This window comes from Sorangium sp. So ce385 (genome assembly GCF_051474135.1).
GTDB lineage: Bacteria > Myxococcota_A > Polyangia > Polyangiales > Polyangiaceae > Sorangium > Sorangium cellulosum_D.
The window spans coordinates 8,089,329-8,113,917 of record NZ_CP150337.1 but is presented as its reverse complement, the minus strand read 5'-3'; the positions used below and the strand labels follow the sequence as shown (position 1 = coordinate 8,113,917).

At 71.4% G+C, this 24,589-nt stretch carries 17 protein-coding genes; 11 read left to right on the top strand and 6 right to left on the bottom strand.

Features of this window, described 5'->3' with window-relative positions; translation table 11 throughout:
* The first annotated feature begins 54 nt into the window (after positions 1-54).
* Positions 55-1,068: a LamG-like jellyroll fold domain-containing protein gene (locus WME83_RS29545; RefSeq protein WP_437313045.1), complete on the top strand. Its 1,014-nt coding sequence runs from the start codon at positions 55-57 to the stop codon at positions 1,066-1,068.
* 112 nt (positions 1,069-1,180) lie between these two features.
* Here the strand turns inward: WME83_RS29545 and leuA are convergent, their stop codons facing one another.
* Positions 1,181-2,872, bottom strand: coding sequence for a 2-isopropylmalate synthase (gene leuA / locus WME83_RS29540; RefSeq protein WP_437313044.1), 1,692 nt, complete (start codon positions 2,870-2,872; stop codon positions 1,181-1,183).
* Between the two features lie 250 nt (positions 2,873-3,122).
* Between leuA and WME83_RS29535 the strand changes: the two genes are divergently transcribed.
* The 3 genes from WME83_RS29535 (at position 3,123) to WME83_RS29525 (ending at position 10,171) form a co-directional block, all read left to right on the top strand.
* Positions 3,123-8,117, top strand: a complete 4,995-nt coding sequence (locus WME83_RS29535) for an SIR2 family protein (RefSeq protein ID WP_437313043.1) — start codon at positions 3,123-3,125, stop codon at positions 8,115-8,117.
* Between the two features lie 325 nt (positions 8,118-8,442).
* Positions 8,443-9,003 (top strand): hypothetical protein, encoded by a 561-nt coding sequence (locus WME83_RS29530; RefSeq protein WP_437313042.1) that lies wholly within the window; start codon positions 8,443-8,445, stop codon positions 9,001-9,003.
* A gap of 181 nt (positions 9,004-9,184) precedes the next feature.
* Positions 9,185-10,171: an SGNH/GDSL hydrolase family protein gene (locus tag WME83_RS29525; protein WP_437313041.1), complete on the top strand. Its 987-nt coding sequence runs from the start codon at positions 9,185-9,187 to the stop codon at positions 10,169-10,171.
* A gap of 12 nt (positions 10,172-10,183) precedes the next feature.
* Here WME83_RS29525 and WME83_RS29520 read toward each other — a convergent pair whose 3' ends face one another.
* On the bottom strand, positions 10,184-11,944 hold the full coding sequence (locus WME83_RS29520) for an alpha/beta hydrolase family protein (protein WP_437313040.1): 1,761 nt from the start codon (positions 11,942-11,944) through the stop codon (positions 10,184-10,186).
* A gap of 50 nt (positions 11,945-11,994) precedes the next feature.
* Here WME83_RS29520 and WME83_RS29515 point away from each other — a divergent pair, with 50 nt between their 5' ends.
* The 3 genes from WME83_RS29515 to WME83_RS29505 all read left to right on the top strand — a co-directional run bounded on the left by WME83_RS29515 (position 11,995) and on the right by WME83_RS29505 (position 16,755).
* Entirely contained in the window at positions 11,995-12,423 is a 429-nt protein-coding gene (locus WME83_RS29515) for a hypothetical protein (protein WP_437313039.1), read from the top strand.
* An 81-nt stretch (positions 12,424-12,504) separates the two neighbouring features.
* Positions 12,505-14,685: a hypothetical protein gene (locus WME83_RS29510; RefSeq protein ID WP_437313038.1), complete on the top strand. Its 2,181-nt coding sequence runs from the start codon at positions 12,505-12,507 to the stop codon at positions 14,683-14,685.
* 432 nt (positions 14,686-15,117) lie between these two features.
* Entirely contained in the window at positions 15,118-16,755 is a 1,638-nt protein-coding gene (locus WME83_RS29505; protein WP_437313037.1) for an IgGFc-binding protein, read from the top strand.
* Positions 16,756-16,808: 53 nt separating this feature from the next.
* On the opposite strand, the gene WME83_RS29500 is transcribed toward WME83_RS29505, so the two are convergent.
* A complete protein-coding gene (locus WME83_RS29500; RefSeq protein ID WP_437313036.1) occupies positions 16,809-17,993 on the bottom strand; it encodes an alpha/beta fold hydrolase in 1,185 nt (394 codons plus the stop codon).
* A gap of 67 nt (positions 17,994-18,060) precedes the next feature.
* Here WME83_RS29500 and WME83_RS29495 point away from each other — a divergent pair, with 67 nt between their 5' ends.
* The 3 genes from WME83_RS29495 to WME83_RS29485 all read left to right on the top strand — a co-directional run bounded on the left by WME83_RS29495 (position 18,061) and on the right by WME83_RS29485 (position 21,359).
* Complete coding sequence (locus tag WME83_RS29495) at positions 18,061-18,669, top strand: CGNR zinc finger domain-containing protein (protein ID WP_437313035.1); 609 nt, start codon at positions 18,061-18,063, stop codon at positions 18,667-18,669.
* 436 nt (positions 18,670-19,105) lie between these two features.
* Positions 19,106-20,320 (top strand): PcfJ domain-containing protein, encoded by a 1,215-nt coding sequence (locus tag WME83_RS29490; protein WP_437313034.1) that lies wholly within the window; start codon positions 19,106-19,108, stop codon positions 20,318-20,320.
* A 157-nt stretch (positions 20,321-20,477) separates the two neighbouring features.
* Positions 20,478-21,359, top strand: a complete 882-nt coding sequence (locus WME83_RS29485) for a VOC family protein (RefSeq protein ID WP_437313033.1) — start codon at positions 20,478-20,480, stop codon at positions 21,357-21,359.
* A 49-nt stretch (positions 21,360-21,408) separates the two neighbouring features.
* Here WME83_RS29485 and WME83_RS29480 read toward each other — a convergent pair whose 3' ends face one another.
* Positions 21,409-21,903, bottom strand: a complete 495-nt coding sequence (locus WME83_RS29480; protein WP_437313032.1) for a DUF6223 family protein — start codon at positions 21,901-21,903, stop codon at positions 21,409-21,411.
* Between the two features lie 110 nt (positions 21,904-22,013).
* Complete coding sequence (locus tag WME83_RS29475) at positions 22,014-22,895, bottom strand: AraC family transcriptional regulator (RefSeq protein WP_437313031.1); 882 nt, start codon at positions 22,893-22,895, stop codon at positions 22,014-22,016.
* 254 nt (positions 22,896-23,149) lie between these two features.
* Between WME83_RS29475 and WME83_RS29470 the strand changes: the two genes are divergently transcribed.
* The gene (locus WME83_RS29470) at positions 23,150-23,635 is read left to right on the top strand and encodes a DoxX family protein (RefSeq protein ID WP_437313030.1); all 486 of its coding nucleotides are present in this window, start codon (positions 23,150-23,152) and stop codon (positions 23,633-23,635) included.
* A gap of 154 nt (positions 23,636-23,789) precedes the next feature.
* Here WME83_RS29470 and WME83_RS29465 read toward each other — a convergent pair whose 3' ends face one another.
* Positions 23,790-24,377: a Uma2 family endonuclease gene (locus WME83_RS29465; RefSeq protein ID WP_437313029.1), complete on the bottom strand. Its 588-nt coding sequence runs from the start codon at positions 24,375-24,377 to the stop codon at positions 23,790-23,792.
* Positions 24,378-24,589: the final 212 nt, after the last annotated feature.

Genomic DNA, 24,589 nt, shown 5'->3' with positions numbered 1-24,589 from the left:
GCGTGCCGGCGCGCCTTCCTCCAGGTGCGCGCGTGGCGATAGGATGCGGCGCACATGAGGGCGCGCCTTCGGATTGTCTTGCTCTCGCTCGTCGTGGCGTGCGCCCCCGAGCTGCGGCTCGGCGAGCTCCCCGGCTCGGCCACGGGCGCCGGCGGCGGGAGCAGCGCAGCGGGCGGCGGCGCTCGCTCCGGCTCGGGCGGGGAGGGCGCGGCGGGCGGAGGGACCGCCGGCGCCGGCCCGGCGGCTGGCGGCGGGGAGGGCGGCTCGGCCGGCGGAGGTGCCGGAGGGCTCGATTGCGCGCTCGACGCGTCCTGCCTCGCCGACGACGGCCTGGTCGTGCGGTATTTCCTCGACGAGGCGGCGACCGGGACCGCGCCCGCGCAGGTCGAGGACGCCGCAGCGGCGCCGATGCCGCTCGCGGTGACGTACGGGCCGGAGATGAGCTTCGCCGCCGACGGCGCGGCGCACCGCGGGCTCTCCTGGACGGCGGCCGGCGGCGACGGCCGGGCCTCCGCCCTGATCGACGGCACCAAGATCCAGAGCGCGCTGCAAGGGACCACCGCCGGCACGATCGAGGCCGTGCTCCGCATCGCGGAGGTGGTCGAGGGGGGCTCGCGCATCGTGCATATCGGCATGGACGCGGAGGGCGGCCGCCTCACGCTCCGATCGGAGGCGCCCGGCCAGATCGTGCTCTGGTGGAACGGCGACTTTTGCGGCGGCGCCTGGGATGCAGAGCTCCCGGAGCGCGCGGTGATGCACGGCGTGTTCGATTCGACCGTCCAGGAGCCCGCGGCGGATCGGGTCCGGCTCTACATCAACGGGGTACCGGCCCGACGGCGCAATTCGGTCGGCGGCTATTGCGGGATGCACGTGAGCGTGCCCCCGCTGGGCGCGACGCTCGATTTCCCCGACGGGCGCCACCTCGTCCTCGGCAACCGCGAGCTCGGCGGGCGCACCTTCTCGGGCGCCCTGTATTACGCGGCGCTCTACGCGAGGGCGCTCACGGCGGCGGAGATCGAGCGCCACGCCGCCGCGCTGCTCCACAGCGACGACCGCCCGGCGCCGTGACCGGCGATCGGGCGGCTCGCCTCGTGTCCGGCGGGGGACCTCGCCCGCTCGATCGGCGGAGCGCGAAGGCCCGGCGCGCTCCGCCTCACGAAGGGGCGCAGGCCGCGCCCGCTCACTCGGCCGAGAGCGCGAGCCGCGCCGGCTCCGCCGGCCGCGCGCGGTTCCACGCGGAGGCGACCGCCGCGAGCGACGCCATGACGGCGTCCGGGTGCGTCCCCGCCCCGAAGCTGCGCTTGCGCCCGATCGAGAGGGCCACGTACGCCGCGGACTCGGCGCCTGCGCTCCGGTCGATCGCGTGCGCCGCGTGCTCCTCCACCGCGATCGCGATCCCCGCGTGGCGCGAGAGCGCGCTCGCGAAGGCGTGGGCGGGGCTCTGGCCGGCGGCGCTCATCGCGTGGGGGACCCCGCGTATCTGCACCTGGAACTCGTGTCGTTCCCCCGCGCCCTGGCCGCTCGTCCTGTGCCCGACGACCCGGAGCGGCCCGCCGCGGTTCACGTACTCGCGCTCGAAGATCCCGAGGATCTCGGCCTTTTGCACCTCGCCCTCGGTCCGCTCCGCCCTCCGCTGCACCGCCTGGCTCAGCTCGATCGCGAGATCCTTCGGCACCGCATAGCCGTACTCGCGCTCGAGCAGGTAGGCCACGCCGCTCTTGCCCGACTGGCTGTTCACGCGGATCACCGCCTCGTAGCTGCGCCCCACGTCTTGCGGATCGATGGGGAGATACGGCACCTCCCACGTCGCGCCCCCGCCCTCGCGCAGCGCCTTGAACCCCTTCTTGATCGCGTCCTGGTGCGAGCCCGAGAAGGCGGTGTACACGAGCTCTCCGACGTAGGGGTGGCGCGGGTGGACTGGCAGCCGGTTGCAGTGCTCTGCCGTCTCCTTGATCGCCTGGACGTCGTGGATCTCGAGCTCCGGATCGACCCCCTGGGAGAACAGGTTGAGCGCCAGCGTGATGAGATCCACGTTCCCGGTGCGCTCGCCGTTCCCGAACAGCGTGCCCTCGACGCGGTCGGCGCCCGCCATGACGGCGAGCTCCGCCGCGGCCACCGCCGTCCCGCGGTCGTTGTGCGGGTGAACGCTCAGCACGATGCAGTCGCGCTGCTTCAGGTTCCGGTGCATCCACTCGATCTGATCTGCGTAGACGTTGGGCGTGGCCATCTCCACGGTGGCCGGCAGGTTCAGGATGATCTTCCGTGACGGGCTGGGCTGCCACACGTCCATCACGGCCTCGCAGATCTCCTTGGCGAAGTCGAGCTCTGTCCCCGTGAAGCTCTCGGGCGAGTACTCGAGCACGACCTCGGTCTCGGGCATGCGCGCCGCGAGCTCCTTCACGAGCCTCGCCCCGCGCACGGCGATGTCGACGATGCCCGCGCGGTCCAGGCCGAACACCACGCGTCGCTGGAGCGTCGACGTGGAGTTGTAGAGGTGCACGACGGCGCGCCGGGCCCCGCGGATGGCCTCGAAGGTCCGCTCGATCAGCTCGGTGCGCGCCTGCGTCAGCACCTGGATGGTCACGTCGTCCGGGATGAGCCGCTCGTCGATGATGCGGCGCACGAAGTCGAAGTCGGGCTGCGACGCGCTGGGGAAGCCGACCTCGATCTCCTTGAACCCCATCCGCAGGAGCTCGTGCCACATGCGGAGCTTGCGCTCGGGGCCCATGGGCTCGACGAGGGCCTGGTTGCCGTCGCGCAGGTCCACGCTGCACCAGCGCGGCGCGCTCTCGATCACGCGGCTGGGCCAGCGCCGATCGGGCAGGTGGATGGGCTGAAACGGCTTGTACTTGTGGACGGGCATCGTGGACATGACAGGACTCCCTGAAAGCTGAAGATGGGAGTCGTCGCGACGACGATGCGAGGACCCCCACCGGGACAAGGAACCGACGGGGGCCAAGCTGCGAAGATGGACGTCGTCAGCAGCGCGCGCAGAGCCCCCGAGGCCGTAGGCCTAGGCAGGGGCGAAGGGCGCGCGCGGGCAGGACAGACATCGCGGAGCAATCTAGCGAACGTTCTCCTGCTTGTCCAGCGGGGCGGCGCGAGCGATGGTGGTGGCATCGATGACGATGCTTCCGGAGCCAGGGAATCGTGAGCTCGACGCGCCGGACGATCCGGCGCTCCACGACCTTCGCAAGGCCTACGAGAGCGGGCAGCTCGTCGTGTTCGTGGGAGCCGGCGTCTCGGCCGCGGCCGGGCTCCCCGACTGGCGGAGCCTCACCGAGCAGATGACGGCGCACCTCAGGGCGCGAGGGGCAGGGGCGGGCACCCTCGCCGAGATCAAAGAGCTCGCGCAAAAAGGCCAGTACATCGAGGCGCTCTCGGCGGTGAAGCTCGCGCTCGGAGCGCCGGAGTTCTGCGCCGCCGTCGAGCAGGCCCTCGACGACGGCGGCCGCGACGTGCCCGAGGTCGCGCGCGTCATCGCCTCGATGAGGCCCAGGCTGCGGGCCGTGCTCACGACGAACCTCGATCGCCTCCTCGACCGGGCGTTCGAAGGGGAGTGGGACGTCCTCGCGCGGGCGCCGGCCGACATCGCCTCGCGCCGCAGGTACATCCTCAAGCTCCACGGCGCGCTCCGCGAGCGCGACACGTGGGTGTTCACCCGCGAGCAGTACGACCGCGCGATCTTCGCCTCGCCGGGCCTCCGGTCCGCCGTGAAGGCGCTCTTTCACGCGTGCCCGATCCTGTTCGTCGGCTTCGGCTTCGACGACGACGACCTCGATCGGGCGCTCGGCGAGGTCCGCGCCCTGGCCGGCGAGCAGCCTCCGCCGCACTTCGCGCTCCTCGTGGACGACGCCCTGACGCCGTTCAGGCTGCGCAAGCTCGAGGCCGCGGGGATCAGGGTCATTCCCTACGAGAACCCGGACGGCGCGCACGCCCGCGTGCCCGCGATCTTGCGCTGGGTCGCCCGGGGCGAAGGCGACAGCGCGGCCGTGGCGATCGGCGCCCGCGGCATCGAGCAGAGCGACTTCCTCGCGCGCGTGGAGCGCGTCTGTCGTCTGAAGGAGCCGGAGGACGCGACGATCGAGCGGCTGCCTGCGCCCTCGCCCTTCGGCGCGCTCCTGCGCGTGTCGGCGCGCCGCGGGCGCATCGTGCGGACCTACCCTGTCGCCGCCATCGAGCAGCGGGTGACCGACGACATCCTGAAGGCCTTTCTGGAGCGCGTCGACGCGCCGTACCGGCGGGACGACCCGGGGCTGATCTCCACGCTCGTCTACCGCGGCAGCAGCGCGCCGGAGGCGCTCGTCCGCGCGGCGGAGCGGGCCCGGGTCAGCGTGGAGAGCTTCATCGAGTATCAGGGGCTGCTCGACTTCACGCACTACCTCGAGCGGCAGACGCAGCGGCTCGCGAGCGATCCGGTCTATCCGCCCTCGCTCTACGTCGATCAGCGCCTCACCTTCAAGGTGGGGATCGACGAGGCCGAGGAGGGCGACGCGCTCTCGACGGTCTCGGAGTGGCTGGATTCGCCGCGCGGTCGCTTCATCGTCATCCTGGGCGACTTCGGCACCGGCAAGACGTTCCTGCTCCACGAGCTCGCGCGGCGCATGGGGGGCGCGGGCGGACCGGTCGTGCCGGTGCTCGTCGAGATGCGCTCCCTCGAGAAGGGCCGCACGCTCGAGGAGCTCCTGGCGCAGCATTTCGCGAGGGCGCGTTTCGAGCGGTTCCAGATGGAGTCGTTCCTCTACATGCTGTCCGAGGGGCGGATCGCGCTCCTGTTCGACGGCTTCGACGAGCTCGCGCTGCGCGTGAGCTTCGACCGGGCCGAGGAGCACTTCGACACGCTCCTCCAGGCGGCGAGCGGGAACGCGAAGGTCGTCGTCACGAGCCGCACCCAGCACTTCCTGTCGGACCGGCGCGTCGAGACGGCGCTCGCCCGGCGCGCGGGCTCGATCCCCGGCTACCGGATCGCGAAGCTCTCGCCGTTCACCGAGGACCAGATCCGCCGCTTCCTCCTGAACCGGCTCGGCGGCGAGGCCGTCGCGGAGCGGCGCTTCTCGCTGCTCGGCGGGGTGAAGGACCTGCTCGGGCTCTCGCGGAACCCGCGCATGCTGGGCTTCATCGCGGGCATCGATGAGGGCAAGCTGAAGGAGGCCGGGGCCAGCGAGGGGGAGGTCACGTCGGCGGAGCTCTACCGGCTGCTGCTCGATCAGTGGCTGCGCAAGGAGGACGAGCGGGCGCATCCGAGGGGCGCGCAGGTCGGCCTCACGCTGGAGCAGCGGTGGAGGGCCGTCACCGAGCTCGCCGTGCAGCTCTGGCAGCGGGGCGAGCGCGCGGCGGACGTGAGCGCGCTGCCCTCCGAGATCCTGGCGGCCGCGCAGGAGCTCGCGAAGAGCAAGCTCGAGCCGGGCGTTGTCGCGCACGAGGTCGGCGCGGGGACGCTGCTCGTTCGGGACGAGGAGGGGAGCTTCTCGTTCATCCATCAATCGGTGCCGGAGTGGCTCGTCGCGCGGCGCGCGGCGGACGAGGTCGCGGCCGAGGGTGAGCCCACGCCGCTCGGCGCGCGAGAAATGTCGGAGCTGATGGCCGACTTCTTCGCGGCGCTGGCCGGCGCGGACGCGGCGGTGAGGTGGGCCCGGGCGGCGCTCGCCTCGGGCTCGAACGAGGCCGCGAAGAAGAACGCGCTGCTCGTGCTCAAGCGGCTCGGGGTCGAGGCGCGCGTGGGGGTGAACCTGGCGGGTCACGACCTCAGGGGGCGCGATCTATCGCGGCAGGACCTGCGGGGCGCCGACCTGACGGGCGCCGACCTGACGGGCGCGCGGCTGGTCGAGGCCGATCTGCGGGGCGCATCGCTCGAGCGCGCGGTGCTCCTCAGGGCGGACCTCTCGCGGGCGCGCCTCGGGGGCGCGAACCTCCGCGGCGCCGAGCTGTCGTTCGCTCGCCTGCTCGGCGCCGATCTCCGCGACGCCTCGCTGGCGGGCGCGCGCCTGCGCGCCGCGGAGCTCGTCGGCGCCGAGATCAGCCCGGGCGCGCTGGACGGCTGCCTCACGACCGGCGCTGCCATGCCGGAGCCGGAGCACGTCGAGCCGGTGATCGCGCCGGCCTCCGACGGCCACGCCGTGGCCTTCAGCCCGGACGGCGAGTTCCTGGCCTCGGGTCACGCCAACGGCTCGGTCCGGATCTGGGACCTCGCGACCGGCGTCGTGCGGGTGGTCCTGGTCGGCCACGAGGGGAACGTTCACAGCCTGGCATGGAGCGCGGACAGCGGGACGCTCGCCTCGGGCTCCGGCGACGCCACGGTGCGCCTGTGGGACATCGCGCGCGGCGCCGTTCGGCGCGTGCTCCGGGGTCACGGGAACACGGTGACCAGCGTCGCGTTCAGCCCGGATGGGTCGATGCTCGCCTCGGGCTCGGAAGATGCGACCCTCCGGCTCTGGGATGCGGCCAGCGGCGGCGTCCGTCACGTCATCGAGTGCCAACCGGGCATCGTGCCGGGCGTCGCATGGAGCCCTGACGGAACGACCCTCGCGTCGGCGCACGAGGACGGCTCGGTCCGGCTCTGGGACGCGGTGAGCGGCGCCGCTCGGGGAATGCTCGCCGGCCACCAGCGTCGCGCGCAGAGCGTCGCGTGGAGCCCCGACGGCGCGACGCTCGCCTCGGGCTCGTACGACTCGACGATCCGGCTTTGGGATGTCGCGACCGGCGCTGTCCGGCTCGTCCTTAGGGACCACCGGAGCTGGGTAGTGACGCTCGCATGGCGTCCGGACGGGGCGACGCTCGCCTCGGGCTCGTACGACTCGACGGTCCGGTTGTGGGATGTATCCACCGGCGCTGCTCGGCTCGTGCTGCGGGGCCACGGGGGGCTCGTCGCGGGAGTGACGTGGAGCGTCGACGGCGCGACGCTCGCCTCCACGTCACGCGACGGGACGATTCGGCTGTGGGATGCCTCGACCGGCGCGAGCCGGCTCACGCTGAAGAGCCTCTCGGACGTCGTCTGGTGTGTCGCGCTCGACCCGGCGGGGGCGACGCTCGCTGCGGGCTCGCAGGCGTCGGGTATCTGGCTGTTCGACCCGGTGGCCGGCACGGTCCGTCGCCGGATCGAGGTGCCCACGCGCCTCTGGAGCCTCGCCTTCAGCCCGGACGGCGCGACGCTCGCCTCGCGCTCCGAGGCCGCCACGGTCCGGCTGTGGGACGTCGCTACTGGCGCCACGCGGCTTACCCTCCAAGGCGGCGGCAGCATCGCCTTGAGCATGGCCTTCAGCCCCGATGGAGCGACGCTCGCCACCGGCTGGCAGGGATCGGACCTCTGGCTGTGGGACACAGTCACCGGGGAGCGCCGGCTGACCTTCAAGGGCCACAAGGCCGAGATCTGGAGCGTGGCCTTCAGCCGCGACGGCGCGACGCTCGCCTCCGGCTCGAGCGACGCGACCATTCGGTTATGGGACGCCGCGACCGCCGCTGTACGGCACGTGCTCGCGGAGCACACCAACCTCGTCCGCAGCGTCGCATGGAGCCCTGACGGAGCGACGCTCGCGTCCGGCTCTTTCGACTCGACCGTCCGGCTGTGGGATGCGTCGAGCGGGGCTTGTTTGCTCGTCATCACGCAGCATCATGGCTGGGTCATGAGCGTGGCCTTCAGCCCCGACGGCGCGCTGCTCGCCTCCGGCTCGGGCGACTGCACGGTGCGGCTATGGGATCCGGCGACGGGCGCCTGCCGCCGTGTCCTCAAAGGACATCAGAGCGGCGTCACCAGCGTCGCCTTCAGCGCGGATGGGCGCATTCTCGTCTCCGGATCGGCCGACTCCACGGTGCGGCTCTGGGACGTGGCGACGGGGGCGTGCCTCGTTGTCCTCCTGTGCATGCCGGAGGGCTGGGTCGCGTTCACAGGCGACGGTCGCTACAAGCTCGGAGGCGACACGGGGCGCGCGTTCTGGTACGCGATCGGGCTCTGCCGCTTCGAGCCCGGCGAGCTCGATCCTTACCTGCGCTCCTTGGTCCGCCTCGGCGAGGGCGAGCCGTTCTATGAGCCGGTCAGAAGGCCCCCCTTGTTCGACGAGGATAGCACCACCCTGGGCTACGAGAGCGTGACGCTTCCTTCGGACTCGAGCGATCGGCGGTGAGGTTAGGTGATCTGTGAAGCTCCGGTGGGCCTGAGCCCGCGCGCTCCCGGAGCGCCCACGGGGACGTCGGTGCGCGCCCGCGCGACGGACATGGACAGCGCGTGTACGTGGACGCGCACATGTGCGCTGCAACACGCCGTGCGCGCGATGCGGGTGCCGTTGCGCACGTCGGGCGCTGCGAACCAAGCTCCTCGTGTACGATCGCCAGTCGGGCACTCCAGGCACGAGGGGATGGAGCATGCGAGAGCGCGCGCGAGGACGGGCGGAAGGTTCGAATCGGCGGTCGCTTGAACGATGGTCGCTGGCTGTCGCGGCCGGGACGACCATGGCCGTCTCCGGCTCTGGCCAGGCATGGGCCGACGACGCCTCGCCGCCCGCTCCGCCGCTCGCGCAGGAGCAGGCCCCGCCTGCGCCGCAGGCGCTTCCGCCGCCCGGCTTCTACGGCGGCCCCGCCGCTCCGGCAGCGGGCCCGAAGGTGCTCCCCTGGAGGGAGGGGGAGCCGGTGCCGCCCGGCTATCACCCGGAGACGCGCGTCCGCAAGGGGCTCGTGATCAGCGGCGCGATCGTCTTCGGGACCGTCTACCTGTTCACCGCGATCGGCGGCGGCGACGCCGTTTACCGCGGCTCCCCGGGCTATGCGGCGCTGTTCGTGCCGTGCGCGGGCCCGTTCCTCACCCTGGCCACGACCAACCAGGACGATCTCGAGACCATGGGCCTCGTCCTCGACGGGCTCGTCCAGATCACGGGCGCCGCCTTGCTCCTGCCCGGCCTCTTCGTGCCGAAAACGGTGCTGGTCCGCGACGACGTCAGCAAGCCCATCGTGCTCCCGGCGCCCATGGCGTTCGGTCCGAGCAGCGCCGGCCTCGGGCTCGTCGGTCGCTTCTGAGCCGCCCGGTCCGGCAGGCCGGGAGGTATCCCTCGGCGCGTCGGCGACCCGTCCGGCAGGCCGGGAGGTCTCCCTGAGCAGGTCGACGACCCGCCGGGCAAGGCTCCAGGGGTCGCTCGACGTATTGCGCGCCGTACAGGTCCGAGCCCGTACTTCGGGAGCGGCGCCGCGTCGGCATCACGTGCATGCTGCAAGAAGTCCGCTGCCGCCATCGCCGCCGGTTCGCGAGCCATCGCGCGACCCGGTTTGGCCAGGACGAGTAAGTCGGGGCGAAGCGTGCGTGAAACCGCGGGTGACGTCGCAGCCAGGTTCGGATCGATGGCGCGTCGTGAATCGACGAGTCGTCCACGTCATCATGACTCTCGGCGGAGCCCAGGGTCAGCCCGCGAGGAGCGACTCGAAGGAGATCCGACTCGGCGATCGAGTGCTATCCTTCGTGATGCGCTCGATCCGCTCATTTCTCCTGCTCGTCTCGCTCCTGCTCGGCGGGCTTCTCCTGCTCGTCTTGCCTCTGCTCGGTGGCTGTCAACGGAGCGCGCCCGACGGTGCCAGCGAGGATGCCGCACAGACGCGCGGGGGCGAGGAGATCCGCTATCTGGCGCTCGGCGACTCGTTCACGGCAGGGACCGGGAACCAGCCGGACGACGCGTTCCCCTCGCGTCTCGCCTCGCTTTGGCGCGCGGACGGCCGCCGGGTGACGCTCAAGAACGTGGCGGTCAACGGCTACACCACCGAAGACGTGAAAGAGCAGGAGCTCCCGGAGGTGGCGCCATTTCGCCCCACGTTGGTGACGCTCGCGGTGGGCGCCAACGACTACCTGCGCGGCTGGAGCGCGGACGTCTACCGATCGCAGTTGCGGGTGCTCTTCCGGGCGATCATGGATGCCGGCGTCGCGCCGAGTCGGATCGTGGCGCTCCCGCAGCCGGATTGGTCGCTCTCTCCGGTCGCCGCTTCGTTCGGAGATCCGCGGCAGATCGGCGCGGACATCGTCGCCTTCAACACCATCCTGCGCGACGAGGCGCGAGCCGCCGGCGCGCGTTACGTCGACCTGTATCCGCTCATGCACAAGCAGGCGGAGGCGAACATGCTCGCCAGCGACGGCCTGCACCCCTCGGCGCGTGCGCACGCCGAGTGGGCGGCGGCGCTCTACGAACAAGTGGAGCCCTGAGGTCGCGGGCCGCTACCGCTTCCCGTTCTTCTCGCGGTTCACCAGGTCGAGGAGCTGCACGGCGACGGCCTTGTCCACCCGGAGCGGCATGACCCCGAAGCTCTCTGCCACCGCGTCCTGCTCGAACAAGAAGCGCCGCAGCACGTCGATCGGATAGTCCTCGAACGGCAGCGCAAACGCTCCGTACGGACTGCCGTCGAGCGCCAGCGCGTGGTGCGACCGTGCGCCGACGCCACGGAATTCGTGGCACGTGATGCACCCTTGTTCGCCGATCAACGCCTCGCGCAGTCCGCCGGTGAGCGAGCGCAACGGCGCGAGCGGATCGCCTCTTACCCAGTGAAAGCTCTCCGCGTCGAGCCCGAATGCCGCGAGCGTCCCGCTCCGCAGGTCCGCCGGCAGCGGCCTCCGGAAGTGCAGGAACGCGCCGAGCGGCCGGATCATCATCGGCAATCGCTCGTCGCTCTTGATCCACGAGTAGGCGCGCTTCATCCGGTAGAAGTCGACGAAGCGGTAGAGATTGTCCTCGTCGTCGAGCCCGACCACGATAACCGGCTGAGTCCTCTCCAGCACCTCGCGCGGGAAGTACAGCTGCTCGCCCCGGAGGTTCGAGACCACCAGCCAGTCCCCTTCGCCGACCTCGGACCTCGGCCGCTGGGCCAGGTAGCCGAGCAGATCGATGGCCTGATAGGTCTTGCCGGGCAAGGGGGAGCGCTCGAGACCCCCCTCGCCGAGGAGAACCATCATCGTCTCGCGCAGCGCGTCGTCGACCGGGTAGGTGGTGATGGCCCGAGGATCCTTGCGGAACTCCGACGCGTCGAGCGGCGGCCGTGCACCCCAGCGGTGGAGCACGCCGAAGGGGTCGTCGATGGAGAGCACGTCGAGGCTCGAGGTGATGAAGGTGAGCACCAGATCGCCAACCGGGTTTCCCCTCCCGCCCCAGTCCAAGATGCTGTGCGCGTCGCGCATGGGCACGATGAAGTAGTCGATGTCGCGCGCGCCCGCATTCAGGAGCGCGCGCGCGAAGGGGCGAGCCTTACGCGCCCAGCCGACGTCGTCCTCCTCGCCGAACAGCATCAAGAACGGTGGCGCATCGGACCGCGCGTACGTGATGGGCGAGGACTCCCTGAGATCTTCGACCGAGCCCGCGAAGAACGCCGCGTCGGGGTCCCCCTCGAGCACCGCCCGGCCGAGGTCGTAGGTGCCACGCAAGACGATGACACCATCGACGCGTTCGGGAGCCATGCCGGCCCCCTCGAGGAGCCGCCGATCGAGCGCGAGGATGGACGCCATCCACGCGCCGAGGCCGCGACCGACGAGGATCAGGCGCGTCGGGTTGCGCGCGCCGGTCACCTCTTGCAAGACCCGGGCGACATCCGCCGCGCACGCGCGCAGCGTGTAGCCCGTGTGGATGTTGAACGAGACGGCGGCGACGGCGACCCCCTTTCGCTGCAGGGCGTCGCCGACATTCGCGGCGAAGGCGAGTCGCTCGTCGGGCTGCGAGGGCTCGTTCCCCTGCAAGAAGACGACCAGCGGGCCGCGCTTGCCCGCCACCGGCGGCGCGTAGAGGTCGACGCTGACGTTCGGCCCCTGAGGCCCCAGCCACTGCACCCAGGCATACGTCACCGTGACTACGGAACTGGCTCCGGCGCCTACGCGCCGCCCGACGAGGTGTGTGCCCAGGGCGAGGAGCGCCGCGAGGAGCCCGAGGCCCAACGATTTCCGTATTCGCGAACCCATCATCGAGCCTCTTGTGCACGACGTTTGGCGCGGCAAGTAGGTATCGGTCGCCTCCCGGCGACACAGAGGTGACCAAAGCGTGAAAGTTGTACAGGCTGGGCATCGACCGCGTGCTCCACGAGCTCTTCAACCATCTCAAGGCCGACAACGGGACGGTCTACGTCATGGGCATCCAGCTCCGCCTCCGATCGAATCTGTTCGTCGTGGGCGAGCTTCACAATTGCGAGCTTGAAGCCCTCGCGGCCGACCCGCTGTTCGTCCGGTCGTGCGGGGGCATCGCGCCCAGTCTCGAACCTCCTGTAACTTCGGTGACCCTGTGGATTGACGCGCACGCCGCAGCGCGCCTTGGCGAGGTCGGTCGCTTTTTGCGATGGGATGGTCGAGTTCTCGCCACACGCATGATCATTGACCAGGCCGGCGGGAATTACTTACCCGTACCGCGACGGCCAGGCAGGCCGTCGCTGGAACTGAATAAATTTCCTTTCAAAGAAAATCCAGGTCGTCCTCGGGGATGACGACCTCACCCGCGAATCGAGAACCGCGACGACAGTCGCTCGAGAGGTCCGCCGATGCGCAAGATCGCTGATTGGCTCGCATTGAGTTCGGCAGCTGTGGTCGCGGGCGCGCTCGCCACCGGCTGCACCGCGATGATCGGAGAGGGGGCAGGCGCCGACGACGACTCCACCCCAGGAGCGGGGCCGGGCGCCGGCTCTTCCGGTGGAAACGACACCGCCAGCGGCTCTGGCGGCTCCGGCAGCTCCAGCGGCTCCGGCGCGCCGTCCACCGGCTCCGGCCAGGAGCCCGTGGCGGGATGCGCGCTGGGATACAGCGAGCTCCCGAACGGCAAGGGCGGCGTGAACGTCGAGGCCGTCTGTCTCGACGACGAGATCGGCTTCGACGAGGCCAAGTCGCTGGAGGCCTTCAAGACGACCGTCTACCCGCTGCTGACCCAGAACTGCTCCGGCTGTCACAGCACGACGAGCCGGGCGCAGGCGCCCATCCACGCGGACGTCGACCCGGCGCTGGCGCACGAGTACGCGCTCACCCGCGTGAACTTCAAGAAGCCGGCGGACTCGAAGCTCGTGGTCCGGATGGGCATCGACCGGCACAACTGCTTCGGCTCGAGCTGCAAGGACGCGAACGCGCAGATGCTCGCCGCCGTCGAGGCGTGGGCGGCCGCGGTCGTGCCGACCCTGCCGGAGACGCCGCGCACCGTCCCGGCGGGCGAGAAGGTCACCGAGGCGCAGGTCAAGGCGTGGATCGCGGCGGACAAGGCGACCGTCGCCGCGGGCGACGCGGAGTTCGTCAAGTACACCTCGCTGCACGAGGTCCACAACGCGGGCGTCACCGCGGACGAGCTCAACGTGGCCCGCGTGGGGATCTCGAAGGCCCTGAACTCGACCGCCCGGTGGGCGCCCGAGATCGTGAACCCGGTCGACATCAACGGCAAGGGCATCGTCTACCGCTTCGATACCCGCAATTACTGGGGCTACAACAAGGGCGTCACGAAGCTCCACTTCGGCGGATCGGACGACGACGTGTTCTTCGGCCGGACCAGCGTCAACTACCTCGGCGAGCCGGTCGGCAGCGACGTCACCACCAAGGAGAAGTACCGTTACACGGCGGAGGTCCAGGAGGACCCGAGCTTCGCGAAGCTCGTCTGGGGGCGCGTCCTCGCCGGCAACGTCGAGGGCGCGACGGACGACAAGGTGCTGCCGCCCTACGTCGACGGGTTCAAGACGGACTACATCGAGGCGAGCCAGCTCGTCTACACGCTCACCCGCCCCGACGTGTACAACGCGATCATGGCGATCCCCTGGTACGCCCAGGACCTCGAGAGCGAGCTCGGCGTCATCAAGGACCAGGGGATGAAGTCCTACGAGTACATGGTCACCAAGCAGGCCATCACCATCGACTCCCGCATGTACTGGCGGGCGAGGACGACGAAGGGCGGGTACTACTGGAAGACGTGGGACGTCTTCACCGGGCAGCTCGAGGGCAACGTGCAGACGATCGAGCAGGCCTACGATCAGGGGCAGATCCGGTTCCCGTTCTGGGCGCACCCGATCCCGAAGTTCATCGCCGGGACCGGCGGCGGCGTGACGGCGGCCACCCTCAGCTTCGTCGCGACGCTGGCGCAGCCGTACGGCACGGAGCCGCCGGGGTGCGACGGGCAGCCGAACTACGGCGGCGCGCAGTTCCTGAACTGCCGCTATTACACCGGGACCGAGGGCCTCCAGCAGTCGGCGGAGGAGGTCATCTGGGATCTGCCGAACGGCCTGCAGGGGTACTCGCTGTGGGGCGGCTTCAACCAGCGCCGCGTCGACGCCTTCGTCAACATCGTGCGTGATCCGCGCATCACCCGCGAGGACGCGGACGCCGTGATCACGAGCCGGGTCGGCTTCGCCAGCACGGATCGCCGCCTGAACACCGGCAGCGCGTGCATCGGCTGCCACGCGGACGGCATGAACCGCGGCGACAACGACCTGCGCGACTGGCTCGACGAGGGCGGCGCGCGCCTCCCGAAGGGCGAGCGCGGGGTCGACGGGTGGATCGACGACGAGCAGGTCGTGGCGCAGGTCAAGGAGCTGTACCCGCCCTCGACCGTGATGCGGCCGCGGATGGAGGACGATCGCCGCGTCTTCCTGGCGGCGATGTCGAAGATCAAGCGGGAGATGATCGTGGGCGTCGACAAGAACGTGTACGTCGAGCCCGCGATCTGGACCATCGAGTGGGCGCAGAAGTTCTACAAGTACCCGCCGACCCGATCGAACTGAGGTGAGCCTCGCGCGCCCGCGCGTCGCCCGCCCCGGCGCCGCGCGGGCACGGCGCGCCTCCCTGCCGTTCGCCGCCTCGTCGAGGCGTCGGTTTGTTGCTCCGCCGGGGCGCGCGACGGGGATTTGCCGAGGGAGTTCGCGTCGCTGCGGGGCGCTCCACGCGCCCTCGGCCGGACCGCGCTTGACAGGTCTCCGTCGACACGATGACTTCGGGAGGTGAGGTTCTTCTCCACTTATCTTCTGTGCGCGGGATTGGCCTCGTCCCTTGTCGCCGCTGCCTGCACCCCGACGGCGGACCCACCCCTCGGCCCGCCGAGAGGGTCGGACGCGGGCGGGTCGTCCGGGGCGGGCGACGCCGGCTCGGGGGCCGGGGGCGACCTGAGTTTCGGCGACGTCACCGGCGGCGGCACGGGCAGCGGATGCTCCGCGGACATGAGAGACGTCGTGGACGCCGAGGGGAACGTCGTCGCGGTGTGCCCGCCCGAGCTGGGGTGTTTCCAGGGGCAGTGCGTCCCCGCGTGCGAGGCCGCGGAGAAGGCGGGCGGATCCATCGGGTGCGATTACCTCGCGCCGTCGCCGCCGTTCTTCCAGAACGAGCTCGACGCCTCCGTTTACAGCGGCGCGTGCCATGCGGTCTTCCTCGCGAACACCTGGCCTCGCCACGCCGGGCTCCGCGTTGCCTACGGCGGCGAGCCGCTCGACGCGCGCGCGTTCACCTACCTCCCGCGCGGCATCGGACCGAGCACCACGTACACGCGCTTGCCCGAAAGCGGCATCCCGCCGGGCGAGGTGGCGGTGCTGTTCCTCTCTCACCGGCCGGGTGCGGCGAGCTCCTTTGGATCGCTCGAGTGCCCGCGGGCTCCCGCCGTCCTCGCCGACGTCGCGGTGCACGACAGCGGCATCGGCGCCGCGTTCGAGGTCGCGTCGGACATGCCCGTGTCGGCGTACGACATCCTGCCGTACGGCGGGGCGCTCAGCTTCCTCCCCAGCGCCTCGCTCCTGTTCCCGCGCAGCACGTGGGGCAAGAACTACGTCGCCCTGGCGCCGCACGCTCGCGGCCTCGGCAACCCGTGGATGATGATCGTCGCCGCCGAGGACGACACCACGGTGGCCCTCGTGCCCCCGTCGAGGCTCCCCGGCGGCGGCGGGGCCCCGGGCGCGCCGGCCAACGCCGCCACGCAGGTGACGCTCGGCGCCGGCGACGTGATGCAATGGATGGGCGCCGACCCGAGCGGCGCCGTGCTCCAGTCGAGCAAGCCCATCGGCGTGTGGACCGGCAACACCTACCTGCAGGTGGCCACCGACACCTCTCCGGCCGGCGGCGGTCAGGACGCCGCCCACCAGCAGATCGCGCCGATCAGCGCCCTCGGCAGCGAGTATGTCGGCGCCGGCGTGGTCTCACGGCTGGCCTCGCAGGAGCCGGAGAGCGTCGCCTACCGCCTGCTCGGCGTGGCCGACGGCACGGCGCTCTCGTGGGATCCGGCGCCGCCTCCGGGCGCGCCGGCCGCCTTGAAGGCGGGCGAGGTCGCCGAGTTCGAGGCGACCTCGCTGTTCTCGGTGCGGTCCCAGGACGGCGATCACCCCTTCATGCTCACGCAATACATGCCCGGCGCCCCCGCCTGGACGCGCCCCGGCTGCGTGGCGGAGATCCCGGTCGCCGGCTCCCCGTGCATGCTCGGGGACGAGGAGTGGGTCATCCAGCTGCCGCCCGCGCAGTTCCTCGAGCGGTACGTGTTCTTCACCGATCCGACCTACGCCACGACGAGCCTGGTGATCACCCGCGTCAAGGGCCCGAACGGCTTCGCGGACGTGGAGCTGAGCTGTCTCGGTCCGGTGACCGGGTGGCGCCGGGTCGGGGCCGCGGGCGTGTTCGAGGTGGCGCACGTCGATCTGAGCCGCGGCTTCGTGGGGGCGAGCGCCGCGTGCGAGACGAGCCTTCACGAGGCGCGCAGCGCGGGCGCCTTCGGCGTCACCGTCTGGGGGACGGACTTCTACGCTTCGTACGGCTACCCCGCCGGCGGCAACGTCGAGAGCATCAACGACGTCGTGGCCCCGCCGGTCCCGCGGTAGCTCCGCGTCGCCTCAGCTCGTCCCCGGAGCGGGCGGCGCGGTGTCGCTCGGGCTCAGCGGGGGAGCCGCTCCATGAAGCGCGTGATGTGCTGGGCGATCTCGACCGGCCGCTCCTCCACGGCGAAGTGCCCCGCGTCGAGCCAGTGGAGCTCCGCGTCGGGGAGATCGCGGAGATACGCCTTCGCGCCGGCGCTGATGAAGTCCGCGTCGTTGCGCCCCCACACGATGAGGGTCGGCGGCTTCCGGGCGCGCAGGAACGCCTGCCACGACGGATAGCGATCGACGTTCGTCTGGTAGTCCTGGATGAGCTGGACCTGGATCGCGCGCTCCTCCGGGGTGGCCAGGAACGCGAGGTCGTGGGTCCAGGCATCGGGGCTCACGCGCTCGCGGTGCGCCACCGGCACATGCCGGAGATATTGCTCCTGCTTGACCCCCTCGGCGCTGACGAGCTGGGCGACCGCGGCGGTGCTCGCCGGGGATCGGTCGTCGTGGGCGTGGCGAATGCCCACCCGCAGCGCATCGGAAAGGCCTTCGACGTACGCGTTGGCGTTCTGCACGATGAGCCCGCGCAGCCGCTCGGGGTGGGCGAGCGCGACACGGAACCCGACCGGCCCGCCGAAGTCGTGCATGTAGATCACGTACCGCGTGAGCCCGAGCGCCTCGGTGAAGCCGGTGATGTGCTCCGCGAGGAGGTCGAACGTGTAGGTGATCTCGGAGGGTGAAGGGCGATCGCTATAACCCGATCCCAGGTAGTCCGGCGCCACGACGCGGTATCGGCCCGAGAGGAGGGAGAGCAGCTCTCGGTATTCGTGGGACGACGACGGGAAGCCGTGGAGCAGGAGCAGCGCGGGGCGGTCGCGGCGTCCGGCTTCGCGGTAGAAGAGCCTGCGGCCTCGCACCTCGACGGTGCGATACAACGTCTTCTCCGGCCAGACCGCCTCGGGCGCTGCCGCTGGGGTCCGGTCGCCTGCCGGCGCGTCGGCCGGGGCGCCGGCGTGGCGGCTCGGCGCGAGCGACGGACCGGCGCAGCCCACGAGCGCGGCGACGAGCGCGGCGGAGGCCAGCCCGCCCGCGGCCCGGCCGAGCCGCGCGAGCCCGGAGCGCCGCCCGGCCGCGGCCTCCGTGGGACCGGCCGCGCCCTTCGCGGCGGGCGTGCCCACGGATCTCGCCGGCTCGACCTCCCGAGCTCGCACCGCCGATCGCCCCGGCCCCACGTCCACGTTCTCCTCGCCGCTCATACTAACCTCCGTTTTTATGTTTTGACGGTTATGTGGCCGGTATGCTAACCAGTCAAGTGGGTGATCGATGGTTAGCGGCGCGTCGCGTTTCCTCTGGGTCGGCCATCATCGGGCGCTCGATTTCCTCAACACCGAGCCGGTGCAGCGCGGGGGCCGGGTGGAGCTGCTCCCCGATCTGCGCGGCCTTGTCGACTGGTCCAGGGAGGCGGGCTTCCTCGATGGCGCGACCGCGGCGGGCGTCCTCGATCGCTGGGAGGGGTCGAGCGAAGGGGCGAGCGCCGTCGGGCAGGCGCATCGGCTCCGGGCGGCGCTGCGCGCGCTGATCGAGCGGCCGCGCGAGCGCGGAGCGGCGGCAGAGGACGCGCTCGACGTGCTCAACCGGGCCCTGCGCCTCGACGCGGGGTACACCGAGGTTGTGCGGGCGCGCGCCGGGTTCGCGCGCCGGGGCCATGCGCGGATCGACGAGCCGGCGCAGCTCCTCGGCCCCATCGCCGAGGCGGCTGCGGGGCTCCTTTGCGATGTCGATCCCGAGCTCGTGAAGCGCTGCGGGAACCCGGATTGCGTCCTCTACTTCCACGACACGTCGAGGAACCACGCCCGGCGCTGGTGCAGCATGGAGCTGTGCGGCAACCGGATGAAGGTGGCCGCTCACTACCACCGGCATCGGGGCGGTTAGCGGCGTGTCGACCTCGGGGCGCTGGCGAGCACGGCAACAACGGCAGCCCGAGGCGACGCGTCACGAGGAAACGACGCGCGCACGCCGCACGTCGGCCCTCCGTAGAGCATGTTTCGAAGCGTTCTTGTGAACGGCTTTCGAAGCGTTCTTGTGAACGGCGCTCGAATGCGTGGAGTCGCCTTGGCGGCGGAGCCAGCTTGACCCTCGCGCCGGGGGCCGGCATAGTGCCCACGTGCGTTTCTTCCGTTTCTCCTGAGCGACTCGCCGTGTGAGCTGCCCCTCGCCCCCGGGCGAGCGAGGCCTCGCGCGGCGTGCGTGTGCGTGCTGAACGGGCGCCGGTGTGCGGCGAGCGGCCCACTGCAGGGCCCTCGGCGTTCGGCGCCTCCCCATCCGCACGGCGTGGCCGACGTCCCGGTCCACGCGAGGAGAACGGCTCGTGTCGAACACCATCAGCTTCCATCGCCATGCCCGGCGCGAGGTCGATCGGGCCGTCCGTGGCGCCTTTTCGGAGCTCGCGGGCGACCTCGCGGCGCGCTCCGCCTTCGCCTCTTTGCTCGGTCACGCCCGCGAGCGCTCGAAGCTGCTGAGCGCCGGCCGCGATCATGCCTCGCGCGCCGCGGCCGTCCGGGCGCTCAAGAACCTCGCGCGCCACCACGCGGCGCACGTCGCCTCGGCGGCCACCTGGGCGGGCGGCGATGCCGGCGTGAACGATCTGATTCACGCGCTCGCGCAGCACGTCGTCGGCCGCTACGCCGTCCCGCGCGGCTTCGTCTCCGTGTGGCTCGCCGACGACCCGGAGCCGCAGCGCTGGTTCATCGAGCACGCGAATGGCCGGCCGTTCCGCGAGATCGCCGGGCTGCCGGTGCGGATGACCCGGCGCATGGAGCACATCCTCTTGACCTCGCCGCCGCACCTCCCGCTGCAGGCGGCGATGCGGCGCGCGGAGATCCTCGCCCTCGACGGCCCGCCGGAGCTCGTCGACACCATTCTGACGACGGACCTCGCCGCCGATCTCGGCCACGGGGGCCTGTGGCGCGAGGCCTTGCGCTTCTTTGCTCGCTACTGGGACGCGCTCGGCCCGATCCGCGTCACGACCATCATCGATTTCCTCTACGCGCGGTGCGTCCGCCCGACCGAGATCGCCACCGACGCGGGGCTCTTGATCAAGGGGCCTCCGGAGCCCGATTTCTCGCTGGCCGGGCGGACGCCTCCGTCGCTCCTGCGCATCGTCGACGCCTGGCACGCCGAGCTCGCGGTTCGCCGCGGCACCGGCCGGACCTGGCCGGCGTCCAGGCTACACGGCTTCCGCTACGCCGAGCCGCCGAGGCCGGAGGCGGAGGAGGGGCCGACCGAGTGGTCGATCGCGGAGCTCCTGAGCAGCGGTGAGCTCCTGGCCGAGGGGCGCGCGCTCAGGCACTGCGTCGCGAGCTACGAGGATCGCTGCGTGCGCGGCGTGTCGAGCATCTGGTCGTTGCGCCGTCAGGCCGGGGAGGGGGCACCGGTGCGGCGCTTCACGATCGAGGTCGATCCGCGCGCGCGGGCCATCGTTCAGATACGGGGGTTCGCGAACTGCCGCGCCGACGGGCATCCACGGCGGATCATCGGCATGTGGGCGGAGCGCGAGCGGCTCACCGTGGCCAGCCACGCCTGAGGCGCGCGGCGGGGGGGCTCGCCGCGCGTCGGTCGTTGAGGACCCCGGTGCCGCCGCCGCTCACGCTTCCATGGCTGTTCTCGCGAGGGTCGCCGAGGACCACCCGACCTTCCAATTTGTCCAATACGGCGGCGCGCGCGGACGACAGGATCGGCGCATGAAGATCATCCGCAAGATCATCCTCATCCTGTTCATCCTCTCCCTCGGAGGTTGTATGTCCCAAACCACGGAATCGACCCCGGACACGGGAGTCCCCAGCGCCACCTTGGCCGTCGTCCGCTACCAGGTCACGGACGTCGATCGCGCCGTTCTCTTCTACACCGAGCGGCTCGGCTTCGCGCTCGACATGCAGTCCGGCACGGAGTTCGCGGCGGTCTCGCGCGGCGACCTCCGTTTGCTCCTGAGCGGACCCGGCAGCTCCGGCGCGCGCCCGATGCCCGACGGCCGCGCTCAGGTCGCCGGCGGCTGGAACCGCGTCGTCCTCTACGTCGACGACTTCGCCGCGCTCATCGAACGACTCCGCGCTGCCGAGACACCCTTCCGGAACGACATCGAGCGCGGCGTGGGGGGCGCGCAGATTCAGATCGAAGATCCGGACGGCAACCCGGTCGAGCTCCACGAGGCATCGGCGGAATCGGCCTCGACCGCGGGAGGTCCCAATGCCACCTCGGCTGTCGTCCGCTACCAGGTCACGGACGTCGATCGCGCCGTTCTCTTCTACACCGAGCGGCTCGGCTTCGCGCTCGACATGCAGTCCGGCACGGAGTTCGCGGCGGTCTCGCGCGGTGACCTGCGCTTGCTCCTGAGCGGACCCGGCAGCTCCGGCGCGCGCCCGATGCCCGACGGCCGCGCTCAGGTCGCCGGCGGCTGGAACCGCGTCGTCCTCTACGTCGACGACTTCGCCGCGCTCATCGAACGACTCCGCGCGGCCGAGACACCCTTCCGGAACGACATCGAGCGCGGCGTGGGGGGCGCGCAGATTCAGATCGAAGATCCGGACGGCAACGCGGTCGAGCTTCACGAGGCGTCGGCGGGCTAGCCGCTCCACAACACGGGCGCTGACCCGGCATCACGGCCGGGTCAGCCGGTCAGCGGCTGCGGTTGGAGCGGGCCAGCGTCAGCCGACCGAGGACCGCGCCGATCAGCCCCAGCGCCAGGGCCACGATGGCCCCGGCTCGCCCGTTGCCGGTGCCGATGCCACCGGTGGAGGTGGCCAGGTGCAGCCCAGCGAGGACGATGCCCATCAGCCCCAGCACCAGGGCCACGATGGCCCCGTCTCGCCCGTTGCCGGTGCCGGTACGACCGACGGAGCGGGCCAGCGCCAGCCCGCCGATGACCACGCCGATCAGCCCCACCACCGCGGCCACGGTGGCCCCGGCTCGCCCGGAGCCGGGGCCGATAACACCTTGCGCGGCCGCCGGTGCGGCAAGCCCGACCCCGCCGAGCAGGGCGGCTGCTGCGGCGGCGACTCGGCTCCGCGATCGGGCCCCGATCACCCTAACGGTCTCGCGCGGCCGTGCGTCCGCCTGCGGATTCCCAGGATCGCCGACCTCTGTGTCAACTTGGACCAAGCGTTGCGTCATGACCCACGTCTACCGCCGGCGGGCAACCCGGTCTTGGACGAATTGGAAGTGGCCGGGCTCGTCGCCGGTCGCGCTGCGGTGCGTCCCGGCGTCGCGCCGATCCTTCACAGTCACCGGGTCAGGGCACCTCGAGGTCGCGCGCGTTGCCGGTCCCTTCCGCGCGCCCCATCCGGCGCGGCCAACGCGGCGATGGCGATGTGGTGCAGCTTGACGTGCTCGCCGGAGGACTGGGCGATGAGCGCGGTCGGCGAATTGCCGGAGAGGGCCACGAACTCGCGGATCAGGTGCGACTGATCGCAGAACCCTGACTCGGCGGCGAGCCGGGCCCAGTCCGGATCGCGCTCCCTCTCGGCCCGCGAAAGCGCACGCCGAAAGCGTGTGATCCGAGCGAAGGCCTTCGGGGCGAGGCCGGTCTCGGCGGTGAACACGTCGATGAGGCGGCGGTGGCTGATGCCGAGCGTGGCCGCGACGTCGGCGACGCGCCTTTCGCCTCCCTCGAGCGCCGCGATCGCGTGCGGCACCAGGGGATGACCGGGGCGCGCACCCGAAAGGCGGTCGAGCAACGCGCGCTCGAGCAGCGCGAAGCGAGCGCGCGGATCCGGGGCCGCGCACAGGCGCTCGCGGAGCTCCGCCGCTCGTCGCCCCCACAGGTCCGCGAGGTCGGCGTGCATGTCGGTCAGCACGCCGGGCGGCGCGCCGAGGAACGGCCACGCGCCGCCGGGGCGGAACTGGACCCCGACCATCGACGCGTGCTCGCGTGTGTCGACGCCGAAGGAGGCCTGGTACGCGCCCGACACGGCGGCACCGGAGTGGCGGCGAAGGGTGGGGCCGTCGTAGACGCGAAGCTCGTCCTCGTCGAGGTTGACGACCAGCTGGAGGGTACCGGAGGGCAGGATGCGCTCGGCCGCGTGGGGCGGCGCAGCCGAAAGGTACCAGAGCTCGGCGACGTGCGCCGAGAGCGGCGGACCCGGCACGTGGCGGACATACAACACGAGGACATTCTGGCCGACAATCACGTCGCCGGCCACATCGCTGCGCGGCGATCGCCTGCGTCGGTCTGTCGCTCGGCTTCGGCGCACACGTCGGGTCGCTCGTCGGCGGCTGGGGCATCGGCGGCCGGGGGACCGTCAGGGCGCGCTTCAGGATTGTCGGCTCGCCGGCCGTGTTCCACGGCAGGGGTCGCGCTTGACGAGATTGCGAGGACCGTCTACGCGCTTCGATAGGCTCTCGACGAAGGGCGGAGGAAATGATGAAACACCTGCGCAAGATGCTCGATTCCGAGGCGCCCGCGGCAACGCTCCTCGTCCGCCTCTCGGTCGGGGCCGTCTTCTTGTCCGAAGGGATCCAGAAGTTCATCTATCCAGCGGAGATCGGCGCCGGACGGTTCGCCAAGATCGGCATTCCCTGGCCGGAAGTCATGGGACCTTTCGTCGGGGTGGTCGAGATCGTCTGCGGGGCGCTCGTGCTCGCGGGGCTCCTGACCCGGTTCGCCGCCGCTCTGCTCGTCATCGACATGGTCGTGGCGCTGGTCTCGACGAAGCTCCCGATCCTGCTCGGCCGAGACATCCTCGGCTTCCACGTGCGCAAGCTGCCGCAATACGGCTTCTGGAGCATGGCCCACGAGGCGAGGACGGACTGGGCGATGCTGCTGGGCGCGCTCTTCCTCGTCCTCGTCGGCGCGGGGCGCTGGTCCCTCGACGCGCGCTTGGCACGGCGTCGGAGCGCGCTGTGAAGAAGAGCTCCTCGACGCACACGGCGAGGACCCGAAGCCGCTCCTGGGGACCGAGACGGCGGACGACATCCTCGTCAACATCGCCCGGCTCGCGCAGCGCACGCTCGGTGTCCTCGGCGAGAGGACGTCGCTCGCGCCCTTCAGGGACGGGAGATCAGGTTGCCTCGTCCCCGAAGAGCGCGTCCATCTCCAGCTCCACTTCCCCGAACGGCTCTGCCCTGACCCGCTCTCCGCGCTCGGCGGTGAGGATCAGCAAGTAGCCTTCGGGCGTCCACCGGTAGACGGTCAACGTCTGGTCCTCCGGATCCACCATCCAGTAGTGCGGTACCCCGCATCGCTGGTAGACGCGCATCTTCTTCACCCGATCGAGGCGCGCGGTGGAGGGCGACTGCACCTCGCACACCCAATCGGGCCGTACGGGGATAGGCGTCGTCCTGGGCAGCTCGGGCAATCTCTCGCGCAGCCATCCGACCACGTCGGGGCGGTAGACCTGATCCTCGGCGAACTGCACCTCGGTCTCGGTCGTTATCCACCACCCGCCCGGGAGCCGCCCGCCCGGCCGCCGGTCGTACGGATCGCCGATGCGGCCTCCGAGGACGCGCTGCGCCCTCCCGTGCGGGCCGCTGGGCATGGCCTTGCGCACGAGCTCGCCGTCGACGATCTCGTGAAAGCGCTGCTCCTCCGGGATGGCCAGCAGATCGGCGAGGCTGGCCCGGGGCCCGAGCTGGACGGCGACCGACATCCCGCCAGCATACCGCGCGACGCCGCCGGCTTGCAGGCCGGCTGCGGCAGGCGCCTGGCATGGCACCAGCGAGGCCCCTGCGCGCGCGGGGGGCTCTGGCCGCAGCGGGCGGGCTGCCACAACTTCGCCACAACCTCTCCGCGTTCGTTCCTCGTCGCGGGCGCGGCCGCGCCTCGCGCGGGGGGTACTCCCAGCGAGGCGTGCGGCGGCGC

Bases quoted from the DNA above. Each gene is read 5' to 3' on its own strand.
- WME83_RS29495 (WP_437313035.1), top strand. From the start codon at position 18,061: ATGGTTAGCGGCGCGTCGCGTTTCCTCTGGGTCGGCCATCATCGGGCG.
- WME83_RS29500 (WP_437313036.1), bottom strand. From the start codon at position 17,993: ATGAGCGGCGAGGAGAACGTGGACGTGGGGCCGGGGCGATCGGCGGTG.
- WME83_RS29485 (WP_437313033.1), top strand. From the start codon at position 20,478: ATGAAGATCATCCGCAAGATCATCCTCATCCTGTTCATCCTCTCCCTC.
- WME83_RS29505 (WP_437313037.1), top strand. From the start codon at position 15,118: ATGAGAGACGTCGTGGACGCCGAGGGGAACGTCGTCGCGGTGTGCCCG.
- WME83_RS29530 (WP_437313042.1), top strand. From the start codon at position 8,443: ATGGCCGTCTCCGGCTCTGGCCAGGCATGGGCCGACGACGCCTCGCCG.
- leuA (WP_437313044.1), bottom strand. From the start codon at position 2,872: ATGTCCACGATGCCCGTCCACAAGTACAAGCCGTTTCAGCCCATCCAC.
- WME83_RS29470 (WP_437313030.1), top strand. From the start codon at position 23,150: ATGATGAAACACCTGCGCAAGATGCTCGATTCCGAGGCGCCCGCGGCA.
- WME83_RS29465 (WP_437313029.1), bottom strand. From the start codon at position 24,377: ATGTCGGTCGCCGTCCAGCTCGGGCCCCGGGCCAGCCTCGCCGATCTG.
- WME83_RS29480 (WP_437313032.1), bottom strand. From the start codon at position 21,903: ATGACGCAACGCTTGGTCCAAGTTGACACAGAGGTCGGCGATCCTGGG.
- WME83_RS29545 (WP_437313045.1), top strand. From the start codon at position 55: ATGAGGGCGCGCCTTCGGATTGTCTTGCTCTCGCTCGTCGTGGCGTGC.
- WME83_RS29535 (WP_437313043.1), top strand. From the start codon at position 3,123: ATGACGATGCTTCCGGAGCCAGGGAATCGTGAGCTCGACGCGCCGGAC.